Source organism: Catellatospora vulcania (genome assembly GCF_009720385.1).
Lineage (GTDB): Bacteria > Actinomycetota > Actinomycetes > Mycobacteriales > Micromonosporaceae > Catellatospora > Catellatospora vulcania.
Map to the genome: position 1 here is coordinate 284,531 of NZ_ML769306.1, position 12,551 is coordinate 297,081.

The 12,551-nt window shown below is 71.3% G+C and carries 12 protein-coding genes and 2 rRNA genes; 5 read left to right on the forward strand and 9 right to left on the reverse strand.

Translation table 11 applies throughout. The annotated features are described in order from the left end of the window. Positions 1–107 precede the first annotated feature (107 nt). Positions 108–1,727 carry an RICIN domain-containing protein gene (locus tag F6W97_RS14590; RefSeq protein ID WP_155370843.1) on the forward strand — a complete coding sequence of 540 codons (1,620 nt, stop codon included), beginning with the start codon at positions 108–110 and terminating at the stop codon, positions 1,725–1,727. A gap of 167 nt (positions 1,728–1,894) precedes the next feature. After that, positions 1,895–2,626, forward strand: coding sequence for a hypothetical protein (locus F6W97_RS14595; protein WP_155370844.1), 732 nt, complete (start codon positions 1,895–1,897; stop codon positions 2,624–2,626). Between the two features lie 38 nt (positions 2,627–2,664). Here F6W97_RS14595 and F6W97_RS14600 read toward each other — a convergent pair whose 3' ends face one another. The 3 genes from F6W97_RS14600 to F6W97_RS14610 form a co-directional block, all read right to left on the reverse strand. Beyond that, positions 2,665–3,282: a GOLPH3/VPS74 family protein gene (locus tag F6W97_RS14600; protein WP_155370845.1), complete on the reverse strand. Its 618-nt coding sequence runs from the start codon at positions 3,280–3,282 to the stop codon at positions 2,665–2,667. Between the two features lie 11 nt (positions 3,283–3,293). Then, on the reverse strand, positions 3,294–3,497 hold the full coding sequence (locus F6W97_RS14605) for a type II toxin-antitoxin system antitoxin (protein ID WP_155370846.1): 204 nt from the start codon (positions 3,495–3,497) through the stop codon (positions 3,294–3,296). Positions 3,498–3,577: 80 nt separating this feature from the next. Continuing rightward, on the reverse strand, positions 3,578–3,982 hold the full coding sequence (locus F6W97_RS14610; RefSeq protein WP_155370847.1) for a hypothetical protein: 405 nt from the start codon (positions 3,980–3,982) through the stop codon (positions 3,578–3,580). A 204-nt stretch (positions 3,983–4,186) separates the two neighbouring features. Here F6W97_RS14610 and F6W97_RS14615 point away from each other — a divergent pair, with 204 nt between their 5' ends. Further along, entirely contained in the window at positions 4,187–4,684 is a 498-nt protein-coding gene (locus tag F6W97_RS14615) for a GNAT family N-acetyltransferase (protein WP_155370848.1), read from the forward strand. A 51-nt stretch (positions 4,685–4,735) separates the two neighbouring features. Further along, positions 4,736–5,488 carry a DinB family protein gene (locus F6W97_RS14620; protein WP_155370849.1) on the forward strand — a complete coding sequence of 251 codons (753 nt, stop codon included), beginning with the start codon at positions 4,736–4,738 and terminating at the stop codon, positions 5,486–5,488. A 24-nt stretch (positions 5,489–5,512) separates the two neighbouring features. Here F6W97_RS14620 and F6W97_RS14625 read toward each other — a convergent pair whose 3' ends face one another. The 4 genes from F6W97_RS14625 to F6W97_RS14640 all read right to left on the reverse strand — a co-directional run bounded on the left by F6W97_RS14625 (position 5,513) and on the right by F6W97_RS14640 (position 9,737). Further along, entirely contained in the window at positions 5,513–6,664 is a 1,152-nt protein-coding gene (locus F6W97_RS14625) for an NAD(P)/FAD-dependent oxidoreductase (RefSeq protein ID WP_155370850.1), read from the reverse strand. Positions 6,665–6,758: 94 nt separating this feature from the next. Further along, complete coding sequence (locus F6W97_RS14630; RefSeq protein ID WP_155370851.1) at positions 6,759–7,460, reverse strand: transporter substrate-binding domain-containing protein; 702 nt, start codon at positions 7,458–7,460, stop codon at positions 6,759–6,761. Positions 7,461–7,522: 62 nt separating this feature from the next. Next, entirely contained in the window at positions 7,523–9,199 is a 1,677-nt protein-coding gene (locus F6W97_RS14635) for a PQQ-dependent sugar dehydrogenase (protein ID WP_155370852.1), read from the reverse strand. Between the two features lie 58 nt (positions 9,200–9,257). After that, entirely contained in the window at positions 9,258–9,737 is a 480-nt protein-coding gene (locus F6W97_RS14640; RefSeq protein ID WP_155370853.1) for a cupin domain-containing protein, read from the reverse strand. A gap of 138 nt (positions 9,738–9,875) precedes the next feature. On the opposite strand from F6W97_RS14640, the gene ligA reads away from it, so the two are divergent. Then, the gene (gene ligA, locus F6W97_RS14645; protein ID WP_155370854.1) at positions 9,876–12,035 is read left to right on the forward strand and encodes an NAD-dependent DNA ligase LigA; all 2,160 of its coding nucleotides are present in this window, start codon (positions 9,876–9,878) and stop codon (positions 12,033–12,035) included. 203 nt (positions 12,036–12,238) lie between these two features. On the opposite strand, the gene rrf is transcribed toward ligA, so the two are convergent. Continuing rightward, positions 12,239–12,355 (reverse strand): 5S ribosomal RNA (gene rrf / locus F6W97_RS14650). Positions 12,356–12,454: 99 nt separating this feature from the next. Next, positions 12,455–12,551 (reverse strand): 23S ribosomal RNA (locus tag F6W97_RS14655); the annotation flags it as partial.

Here is a 12,551-nt window from a genome sequence, read left to right on the forward strand (position 1 = left end):
ACTACCCTGTCGTAGCCTCCGTTGCGGAAAACGCTTTCCGCAGCGATGCCGACGGCACTCGACCCGATCGCGGACGGCTCCTTGATGTCTCGACAGAAGGAGGCAACATGCGACCCGAGGTTCCCGACGCACGAACGCGGCGACGGTGGCGCATCCCGGCGGCCGGTCTCGCCGCAGCGGCCCTGGTCGTCACCGGCGCACTGGTGCCGACCGGTGCCGCACACGCGGCGACCGTCGACCCGGCCGCGAGCTACGTCCTGGTCAACCGCAACAGCGGCAAGGCGATGGACCTGTGGAACTGGTCCACCGCCGACGGCGCGCCGGTCAACCAGTACACCCGCAACGACCTGGCCGTGCAGCAGTGGCGGTTCGTCGACGTCGGCAGCGGCTACTACCAGATCCGGTCCGTGCACAGCGGCAAGGTGCTCGAACTGCCCAGCGCCGTCGACGGCGTCCAGCTCGTCCAGAACACCGCCGTCAGCGGCAACACCCGCCAGCACTTCGGCATCGCCGACTCGGCCGGCGGCCACGTGCGATTCGTCAACCGCCACAGCGGCAAAGCCCTCGAAGTGTGGAGCTGGTCCACCGCCGACGGTGCGATGATCTCCCAGTACCGGGACCTCGACGGCTACAACCAGCAGTGGCAGCTCGTCAAACTCGGCACCGGCGGCGGCTCCGGCTGCGGCAGCGGGTCCTTCCACGCCGAAGCCGTGCTCAGCGGATCCACCTGGACCGCCCGCAACGGCAGCAGCACCGTCTACACCGGCTCCGACCTGCGCGCCGCGGTACAGGCGGCGGTCAACAGCCTGTCCGCCGGACGCACGTCGAAGCAGCGCGTCGTCGTGCGCGGCTCGGGATCCATGAGCGCCAACGCCCGTATCTCGCTGCCCAGCTACACCACCATCGACGTGTGCGGCACCATCAACGTGACCGGCACCGGGACCGGCGACCAGGCGCCCATCTACTCGCGCGGCGCCACCCAGGTCGAAGTCCAGCACCTCAACCTCACCGGCGCCCCGCTGTACGGCATATTCATGCGCAACGTCACCGATGTGGTCCTCGGCCAGATCGACATGAGACTGTCCGCCGGCCTCGGCGTGCGCATCGACAACCGCGGCGACACCAGCCAGTGGACCCGCAACGTGCGCATCGACAACGTGTACGTCTCCGGCGCGAGTTCGCACGCCGTGGAGACCTACGGCGTGGACGGTCTCACCGTCGGCACCGTGACCGCCCGCAACGTCGGCGAATCGGGCCTGCTGCTCAACCAGACCGTCAACGCCACCGTCGGCACCGTCGACGCCGAGAACGCGGGGGCGGGCACCGGATACGCGGCGTTCCGCATGGCCAACCGCAACGGCCGCATCGGATCCAGCTACGCGACCAACATCCGCGTCGGCACCGTGCGGGCCCGCGGCGGCGGCCGGGGCATCTTCTGCGTATCCGAGAGCGGCGGCGCCGCCATCGACCGTGTCGACATCGCCTCCACCGGCAACAACGCGATCCTGATCGAGAACTGCTACACCGTGAACATCGCCGCGAACGGCGGCACGATCAGCGGCGGCGGCGAGGTGCGGCTCGCCGAACGCACCGAATTCGCGGGCAACCGCGACATCACCCTGCGCAACTTCACCCTGGTCAACAACCGCATCGTCGAGAATCCCTGCGCCGACAACCTGACCATCACCGGCATCACCCTGAACAACTCGACCATCACCAGATGCTGAAAGGCCGGTGCGGGGCCGTCGACACGACGACCCCGCACCCGCCGTCCCGCAGGCGGTGGACGCGTGCCGGTGCCACTGCAGGTCACACGTCAACCATCGATATCCGACACCTCTCGCACGGCGTGTCAGCCCCGCGGGCGCGCACCCTCGACGGCACCATCGAACCCATGAGCCGCGCCGGACATCCTGCCGCCGTCGATGTCGCCGAACAGCTCGACTACTACCTGGTCTTCGCCAACATCCGGGCCCGCGAGCGCGCGCTGCCGCCCGAGGGCATCGTCGTCGAGGAGTTCGTGCTGCGCGCCGACGGCACCGCGTCCGCGCTGGACAGTGCGGGTTGGACCGTCGGGGGCACCTGGTGGAGCGCGGCCGCGTTCAGCCGCGGCCTGCGCGCCGACGCCCGGCTGCAAGCCAGGGTGACACCGGTCGACCGGGCGAGCGCGCAGGCGGCGTACCGGATGCTGGGCGGCGGCGAACTGCTCGCCGAACCGGACCTGCGCCGCCACTTCCTGGACCGCCTGGACCTGCCCGACGCCGCGCCGCTCAACCTCGTGCCCGCCCAGGCCACGCCCGAACGCCGCATCTACCGGGTGCTGCTCGCCGGCGAGCTGCCCGAGTCGGGCCTGGCGGCGCTGCGCAGCGGGTGGCGGATGCAGCCGTTCGACCGCGCCGACGACACCGCGCACCGGATCGCCGGGCGCACCAGACGCACCCTGGACGGGCAGACGGTGACCTGGACCCTGCGCCGGATCGGCGCCGACACGGCCTGGGCCGTCGACCTGGCCACCGACCGCTCCGACGACACGTCGGCCCACACCCTGGCCCCACTGCTGCGCCGCCTGCGTGCCGAAGCCCGCGGCCAGGGCCTGATCCCGGTCACCGTGGAACGCCTGCGCTGACCGCCGGGCTGAGCTGTCAAACCGGCGACCTCGGTCGGTCAGCCCGAGGCCGAGGCCATGGCGGCGTGGTGGTTGCGGATGACTTTGCGCAGTGCGGGCAGCGCGGGCCCGGCCTGACCTACCAGGTGTTCGATACGCTGCTTGCGCTCGCGGGTCTGGGCTCGGCTGATCGCGATCCGGATCTCCCCGACGGCGGCCAGCGCCGCCAGCGCCGCCTCCTGCGGGTCGGCGCTGCTCGCGCCCAGTGTCCGGGACACCGCCGTACGCAGCTCGCTGACCGGCCGGTGCTGGTGCACCTTGACCCGGGTCGCCGGGAAGATGCCGAGCATCCGGTAGCGCTCGGTGCTGATGAGGCGGGCGTCGACCAGCCGCTGCTGCACCGCGCGGAACATCGGCGTCTGCGCCCGGTGCACCCAGTGCGCCCAGTTCTTCAGCTTGGGCGCCTCGGCGATGTCCCGGAGCACATCGGCGAGCACGGGGTCGGTGACGCGTACGCCGGTGGCTTTGACCTTGCCGTCCGCATCGGACAGTGCACCGAGCTGGAGGAGCTCGGTCAGCGCCGCGGCGCGAAGGACATACCCGAGGTAGCCGTTGCAGGTGAGCTTGTGCCGGTCGGTGTTGTAGGCCAGCAGATAGACCTGTGAGGTGAGCTCCATGTCTGCCTCTTTCAGTCCGGATCCTTGGGGGGACGTCCGCGCCGCCTCGGCTCGCCGACCCCGCCGGGCAGCCTGCCGTCGCGGGCCAGCGCCTGGCGCAGCAGGAATTCGATCTGCGCGTTGACGCTGCGCAGATCGTCTGCCGCCCACCTGGCCAAAGCGTCGTGCACGGCAGGGTCGAGCCGCAGCAACAACTGCTTCCGCTCGCCCGCCATGGAGCTATCATAGTGATATCTATTTTCTGGACGCAAGCGCCGCCGCGCAGATTATGGGCCTCGTCATGCCGGCCGAGCCGTCAACGCGAGAACCAGCAGCCGTTCATGTCGTCGGGGTCGCCCAGGTAGTGGACGATCTTAAAATCGTCGTCCTCGTAGTCGAGCAGCAAGGCATAGCTCTCGTCATGGTCTCCGCGGTGGAACCGCAGGTCGAGAAACTTGCCATGGTCGCCGATCTCGTCCAGCCCCCACTCGCCGGTCCCGTCGACGACGAGCGGATCGGACTCGTCGGTCGGGAAGTCGGCCACGGAGAAGTCACCGTCCGCCTCCAGGCTCAGGACAGGTGACACGTCCAGGGTGTTGCACTGCGCGCGCCACTCACCCACCAGCGCCTCAGTGGTGATCGGGGGCGGTGCCTGCAACATCGAGCAGGCCGCGAGCACCGGCACGACCACCAGCACCGACACTCCACGCAGCAGTTGCATGTCGACGCACCTTTCACACGAGTTCGATGCTCGCGTCGCTGACGCGGGCACGGCGGAGCAGGTTAACCCACTTCGGCGAGCCGCGGCGTCCCGATGTGCGGTGCACCAGGCCGACTGCCGGCCAGTACGAACACCGCTGACGGTCCCCGGCGCCCACCGCCGGTGGCCGTCCTCCTTCCGTACCGGCGGCGTTACGCTCCGCGGGTGAGGGAGATCGTGACGTACGTCCACATGACCACCCGGGAGCAGTTCCTCCCGGCGGATCCGGTGCCCGGTCTGACCCTGACACCGCTGGACCGGGACTCGCCGTTGGTCGTCGACGTCCAGGCCCGAATCGGCGCGCCCCATGGCTGGCAGAGCGCTGTGCGCACCGGCGATGAGTGGGCCCTCTGGTTCGCCCGGCATCCGGACCGGGCCTTCTGGCTGCTGGCCTTCGACGGCGAGCCGGCGGGCCTGCTCGCGTGCGACGTGCACCCCGGCGACGAGGTGGAGATCGACACGTTCGGGCTGGTGCCGGAGTTCGTCGGCAGGGGCCTGGGCGGATACGCGCTGACGCTCGCCGTACGGCAAGCCTGGGACCTCACGCCGACGGTGACGCGGGTGTGGCTGCACACCTCGTCGGTCGACCACCCGGCGGCCCTGCCCAACTATCACCGGCGCGGCTTCAGCACGTTCAAGACCGAGGAAGGCGAACGAACCTGACCGATCGCTCGCGCGATTGCCATCGTCGCGTGCTCTTGGTAGGGAGTAGCCATGACTGACTTCACCCGGTCCGACGCTTCGCAGGGCGCGGAGTTCGTCGACGCGGACCTGCGCGGAGCCCGGTTCGTCAGGGCCGACCTGTCCGGTGTCGTGATGCGCGAAGTCAACCTGGACGGGGCTGACATCGACGCGCCCTGGCTTCCCCATGCCGCTTTCCTGCGCGTCAACGGCGTCGACGTGATCCCGCTCGTCGAGGCCGAACTCAACCGCCGGTTTCCCGGCCGTGCCGACCGGCGTGCCGCCGATCCCGACGGCCTGCGCGCGGCCTGGGCCACGCTGGAGCACACCTGGGCGGCCACGCTCCAACGCGTCGCGGCGATGCCGGCCGGCACGGTCGACGTCTCGGTGGGCGGCGAATGGTCGTTCGCGCAGACGCTGCGGCACCTGGTGCTCGCCACGGACGCCTGGCTGGGCCGGGCGGTCCTCGGGATCGGACAGCCGTTCCACCCCGTCGGCCTGGGCCACGCCGACGCCGGCGACGACCTGGACATGTCGATCTTCGTGAAGACCGCACCGCCGTACGACGAGGTGATCGAGGTCCGGGCCGGTCGGGTGGCGACGGTGCGCGACTTCCTCGCCGCCGTCACCCCCGACGAGCTGGCCGCGACGCGCGCGAACCCGTGGGCGCCCGAATACCAGGAGACCACCCTGTCCTGCCTGCACGTGATCCTGGAAGAGGAATGGGAGCACCACCGCTACGCCGTACGCGACCTCGAGGCGATCGAGGCGAAGTCCGCCGTGTGAGCAGGTGACCGCGGCACGGCCCGGTCAGCCCGCGCTGCGGGCGGCGCAGTGGTCGACCGCCCGGCGGGCCGGGCGCGGGTCGGCGTCGGGGAACGAGCCGTCACCGAACAGCACCCGGGCCGCCGCCGCACGACCGGCGCGGCCCCGCAGCGCCGCCACCGCCGCCTCCGCCGCCAGCGGCGACCGGACACCGGCGAGCATCCGGCGCAGCAGCAACCGGCCACGGAACCGGTCCCGCAGCGCTCCCCCGTCGTACCGGATCAGATGCTTCTCGTCGCCGGTGCGCAGGTATCCGGCAGCCACCGACGCCGCCAGCTCCGACATGCGCAGGCACGGGTCCAGGCCGCCGGCGGTCAGCGGGGACACCGCACCGGCCGCGTCGCCGACCAGCAGCCCGGCCGGGCAGGCCAGCCGGCGCAGCACTCCGCCGACCGGGATCGGGCCGCCGCGCCGCTCGATCGGGCCGGTCGGGGCGGCGCGGCCGGGTGCGTCGGCGGCGAACTCCTCGAGCAGGTGGCGCACCCCGGCGCGCATCACGTCCGGGTATCCCGCGACGCCGACGTGCGCGTGGTGGCCGTCGTCGATGACCCAGCCCAGGTAGCCCGGCGCGACCCGAGGGTCGAGCACGCAGTGGAACGCCGGGGTGGTGGTGCCCGACGCGATCGGGTGCACCAGTTCGGCCCCGACGATGAGGCGGCGGTTGACGTCCAGGCCGAGGTCACGGGCCACCCGGGAGCGCGCGCCGTCCGCGCCGACGATGAACCGGGCCCGGACCGGCTCCGCGCCGTCGAACCGCACCACGCCCGCCGACGAGCCGTCGTACCGCACGCCCAGCACGACCTGCGCCCCCGCCGCCTCCGCCGCGCGGCGCGCGTGCTCGTACACGCCGGGCATGTCGGCCACCCGGTACTCGTCCCGGTCGCTGGTCAGCCGGATCGGGGCGCGCCGCGACGGCGGATACAGCAGCACGTCGCGGACACCGGGGCCGAGCAGGTGCTCGGGCAGGTCGAAGTCTTCCAGGGTGCGGCGCACGAAGATCCCTGTCGTGCGGATGCCCGCCGACAGCGACCTGCGGCGGTCGACCACCATCACGTTCAGCTCGCGGCGCGCGAGCAGGCGGGCCGTGTGCAATCCGGCCAGGCCCGCGCCGACGACCAGCACATCCACTGTCTGCATACCTAGAGATGCTAGGTATGCAAACCAGCCTCAACCGCCACCGTCACGCTATCCGCGTGCTACCTACACATCCTCCCCACATATCCCCGTGCCGCTACGGGAGCTGCAGGTAGACGCGGGTCCAGGGCTCGTCGCCGAGCAGGCGCCAGCGGTGGCCGCCACCGGCCGTGTCCTCGGCGAGCAGCACGTCGCCGGGGCACAGGCGGAAGCTCTCGCCGTCGCGGGTGGTGAACTCCAGCGTCCCGGTGAGGGTCACGACGTACTGGCGCTGCGGCGCGTCGTGCCAGGCCAGCTGCGACCCTGGCGGGGTCTGCTGGAACCGCGCTGCCGCGGTCGGCAGCCAGCCGGTGGCCGTGTCCGGGCCGAGCGCGTCGAGGGACATCGTCGACTCCTCGACGTGGGATCGCCCGTCCGGGCCGGTGAACAGTGAGGTGTTGCCGCGCTGCACGCCGAGGGTCAGGCCGCGCAGGTCGTCGCAGCCGTGCACGCCGGGCGTGGCGGTGGCGTCGACCACCAGGCTCTGGCCCGAGCGCAGGTACGGCTCACACCACCGGGCCAGCGTCCTGCGGTACTCGGTGACCGTCGCCCCGGAGGCGACCACGTCGATGCTCCGGCCCAGCTCGGCGAAAATCCCGTCGAAGTCCGCGCCTTCGTAGCGGTGCACCGTCAGCGGCTGCCCCAGTTCGGCCGCGATCGCGGTCGTCCAGTCGATGTCGAATCCCGCGGGCTCCGGCCCTGGCACCTCGAACGGCGGATCGGGGAAAGCCGACCCCACCCGCAGCGGCACACCGGTCACGATGTCCAAGATATGCGGGTTTGCGCTAGATCATTTCGTTATCGCGCGGCCGCGCCGCGGTGTCAGGCCGCCGGTGGCAGCGTGATCCGCAGGAACTGGGTGTCGCCGCCGCCGACGACCCACAGCGTGCCGCCCGCCCCGGGCTCGACCGCGGACAGCTGCCCGTACGCGCCGACCAGCACCGCCTTCACCTCGGCGAGGTCGTCGCCGTCGAGCACCGCCCGGTAGAGCCGCGAGCTGCCCGTACAGGCGAGAAAGACGACGTCGCGCACGAACGCCATACCGCCGCAGGCGCCCTCGGCGGCGGAGAACGTGTAACGGGGCGCGACGAAGCCGGGGGTCTCACAGCCGGCCCCGGACTTCGACTCGGTGCCCTCGCACGCGGGCCAACCGTAGTTGCCGCCCTTGACGATCAGGTTCGTCTCGTCGGTGAGCCCGTCGCCGGACTCGTGCACCCACAGCCTGCCCCGCGCGTCAAAGGCCAGGCCCTGCGGGTTGCGGTGGCCGAGGCTCCAGATGTACCCGCCGAACGGGTTCCCGGACGGGACCGTGCCGTCCGGATTGAACCGCAGCACCTTGCCGGCGAGGCTGCGCTGGTCCTGCGCCAGCCGCGGGTTCCCGGCGTCGCCGAGGGCGGCGTACAGCTTGCCGTCGCGGCCGAAGCGCAGCCGGCCGCCATTGTGGACCTTCCCGCGCGGAATGCCGACGACCAGCGACTGCATGGACCCGCCGTCCAGCTCGTCGCCGCGCAGGCGCAGCCGCACGACGCGGTTGTCCGTCGCCGTCGTGTAGAGCACGTAGATCCAGCGGTCCTTGGCGAACGAGGACGCCACCGCGACACTCAGCAGGCCCCCGTCACCGCCTACCGCCCCACCGGGCACCACACCCAGCGGCGTGACCTGACCGGAACGCGGATCCAGCCGCACGATCTCGTGCGTGTCGCGCCGCCCGTAGAGCACCGAACCGTCGGGCAGCGAGGCCAGCCCCAGGACGACACCGGTGTCCTTGGCGACCGGGGTGATCGTGCACAGCAGCGTGCAGGCCGAGCCCGCGGTGACGTCGACCCCCGCGCTGCGCGAGGAGGCGTTGCCCTGGCCGTCCAGGGCGCTGACCTGGTAACGGTGCCCGGCGGAGGCGGGCACACCCAGGTCGATGAACGTGTACTCCGTGCCACCCGTGCCCGCCACGGTGCCGACCTTCGCCCCGTCCCGGAACACGTCGTACGCGGCGACCCCGACGTCGTCGGTGGCCGCCTGCCACGTCATGGTGACCGTCGTGCCGTCGGCGGTGGCTTTGACCTCGCCCGGCGTGCTGGGCGCCTTGGCATCCGCGCCGCACGGCGGCGGCGTCACCGAGAGCGGCGCGCCGGCCGCCGACACGTTGCCGGCTTCGTCGCGGGCCTTGACCTGAACGCTCCAGGTGCCGGCGGGCACGTCCGTGATCACCACGGACCGCGTGCCGCCGCCGACGCTGGTGACGACCCGGCCGTCGCGATGCACCTCGTACCCGGTCACCGCACGGTCGTCGGTGGACCCTGACCAGCTCAGCGAGATCGCCTTGCAGGTCGTCTCGCCGAGGCTGACCTCGCCCGGCGCCGACGGCGGCGCAACGTCCGGCGGCGGCTCCGGCCACCGCACCACCAGCACGGCCAGACCCGCGACCGCGATCAACAACAGGCCGCTGATCAGCCGGGAGCCGCCGGATGCCGACTCGACCGGCGACGGAGCGACGGGTGTCATTGCCGGAATGTACTAGCCCGAAACTCCCGGCACCAGACCTCGCTCCGCCGCGCCCTCGCTAGACCCAGAACGAGTCGTGCTCGACGAAGAACGCGGCGCGCTCCGCGTCGGTCATCGAGGCGAGGTTCGGCAGACCCTCGAAATAACCCTCCCGTGGCGCGCCCGGCGCGAAATGCAGCAGCATCGACGCGGGCTCCCCGGACTCGTTGCGGTACCCGTGGATGCCGCCCGGCGGCACGTACACGTGGTCACCGGGCACGGCGTCCAGCCAGCGGACCCCGTCGTAGATCCGCATGGTGCCCGAAAGGATGAAGAACGACTCCGAGATCGACCGGTGGAAGTGCGGCTCGGGGCCGCTCGGCTCCGGGCCGATCTCCCAGCGGTACAGGCCGAACAGGCCGTTCGTGGATGCGCCGGTCGACAGGTAGTGCACCGTGTTACCGCTGCTGTACGTCAGCTCGGGCGGGCTGCCGACCGGCCGGAACACCGCGCTGACCTCACCATGGTCAGCCGTATAGACCGCAGGCGGATACGACATACCTCGACCGTAGACCAGCCCGTGTCAGACACGTCCGGGAATCCACGAACGCGGCCCGGCATGATCGGCGGGTGTCGCACCGGGCCACTATCCTTCGCGTACCGCCTGGCCCGCAGGCTGGACGAAGGAGCTCGCACCATGCCTGACGACCTCGCCGAACGCACCGCGGTCGCCCCGATCGTCGACCCCGCCCACGCCCAGGCACACCCCACCCGGGACGGGTACCTGCAGGCAGTCGCCCAGGCCCGGCGCGCGGCCGCCGCGTACTACGCCGGGGAGCAGGCCCTGCTCGACGACGCCGAGTACGACGCGCTCTACGCCCGGATCGTGGCCAGCGAACGAGAGCACCCGCAGTGGCGGGCCGCCGACTCCCCCACCGCGGTCGTCGGGACGGCCAGCGGCGACGTCGAGCACAGCTCACCCATGCTCAGCATCGGCAACGTCTTCAACAGCGAAGGGCTGCGCGACTGGGCGGCCAAGCTCGAAAAGACCCTCGGCCGGCCGGTGACCCGCTACACCGTCGAACCGAAGATCGACGGTCTCGCCATCGCCGTGCGGTACACCGAGGGCAGGCTCGCGCTGATCGCCACCCGCGGCAGTGGCCACACCGGCGAGGACGTCACCAGCCAGGCCCGGCTCGTCGCCGGGCTGCCCGCGCGGCTGCCCGCACCGGTGACCATCGAGATCCGCGGCGAGGTGTACATGACCGACGCCGACTTCGCCAAGGGCTGCGACCTGCGGCTGGCCCACGGTGAGCCGGTGTTCGCCAACCCGCGCTCGGCGGCCGCCGGATCGCTGCGGGCACAGCGGGTCTACGACGTGCCACTGTCGTTCATGGCCTACGCCGCGTACGGCGTACCCGCCGAACACGCCCACAGCCACTCCGCGACGATCGAACACCTGGGCACCCTCGGCATCGCCACGACCGCGCAGTCGTCCGCCGCGCTGACCGTGTGCGCCGACATCGAAGAGGTCACCGCCGCCGTCGCCGCGCTCGGGGCACGCCGGGGCGACCTCGGCTTCGGCATCGACGGCGTCGTCGTCAAGGCCGACCTCACCGCCGACCAGGAGCAGGCCGGATACTCGACCAGGGCCCCGCGCTGGGGCATCGCCTACAAGTTCCCCGCCGACACCCGCACCACCAAGCTGCTGCGCATCGACGTCCAGGTAGGACGCACCGGCGTGATCACCCCCGTCGCCGTCCTCGAACCGGTCCAGGTCGGCGGCGTCGTGGTCACCTCCGCGACCCTGCACAACTTCGCCGACCTGCAGCGGCGCGACGTACGCCCCGGCGACACCGTGCACATCCGCCGCGCCGGCGACGTGATCCCGGAGATCACCGGGGCGGTGCACGATGCCCGGCCCGCCGACTCGGCGGCGTACACCCCGCCGGACCAGTGCCCGCGGTGCGCCGGCGACATCGACCGCAGCAACCAGCGGTGGCGCTGCGCCCGCGGCCGCGCCTGCGGCGAAAAGGCCACGCTGCTGTACTACACCAGCCGCGACGCGATGGACATCGAAGGCCTCGGCGAGAAGATCCTCGACGCGCTGCTCGCCGCCGGCCACATCACCGACGCCGCGGATCTCTACGGCCTCGACGTGCCGACCCTGGCGGCACTGGACCGGCTCGGGACCGTGTCGGCCACGAACCTGGTCAACAGCATCGCCGCGACCAGGACCCGGCCGCTGTCGCGGGTGCTGACCGGCCTGGGCATCCGGATGACCGGCCGCACGCTGTCGCGGCGCATCGCCCGCCATTTCGGCACGATGGACGCCATCCTCGCCGCCACACCGGCCGAGTGGGAGCAGGTCGACGGCATCGGCGGCGAACGGGCCGCGGTGATCAGCGCCGAATTGGTCGAGGTCGCGCCCCTGATCGCCAAGCTCGCCGCGCACGGCGTCAACATGACCGAGCCCACCGGCCCGGCCGCCGCAGCCGCCGCAGCCGCCGCAGCCGCCGACACCGACGCGCCCGCAGGCGCCGCACTGCCGCTGCGCCGCCCGGACGGGTCACCGATGACCGTCGTGGTCACCGGTTCCGTGCCCGGCCTGACCCGCAACCAGGGCAACGAGGCCGTCGAGGAGCTCGGCGGCAAGTCGTCGGGCTCGGTGTCGCCGAAGACCGACTTCGTCGTCGTCGGCGAGGGCGCCGGGTCCAAGGCCACCAAGGCCGCCGACCTCGGCCTGCCGGTGCTGGACGCCGACAAGTTCGCGCAGCTGCTCACCGCACACCGCGCCGGCGACCACCCCACGGCCGTCGCAATCCTCGACACCGTCCTGCCCCGCACGGCCGGGTAACTCATGTCTGCATCCGATGATCGCTGTTTCGTGTCAGAACCTCGGCTCTGACCGCAGTTTCTGACACGAAACAGCGATCATCACCGGATGCGCTTTCGGGCACGAAAAAGGGGCCCCGTTATGGGGCCCGAATAGGATCCGGAGTGGTCCGGATACGCGTCAAGGCCCACCCCGTGAGGGGTGGGCCTTGAGCTGCGATGTTTGTCCGGCGGCGTCCTACTCTCCCACAACGTCCCCGTTGCAGTACCATCGGCGCTGGAGGGCTTAGCTTCCGGGTTCGGAATGTTACCGGGCGTTTCCCCTCCGCCATGGCCGCCGTAACTCTATCAACATGTCAACCCGCGCCAGCCTCGGCTGGGGGTTGCGTGTCGTGATGTGCATGGTGGACGCGATACAACTCTGCAGGATCTTTGTGTTGTTTAGGTAAGTCCTCGGCCTATTAGTACCAGTCGACTGAACACATTACTGTGCTTACATCTCTGGCCTATCAACCCGGTGGTCTAGCCGGGGGCCTTA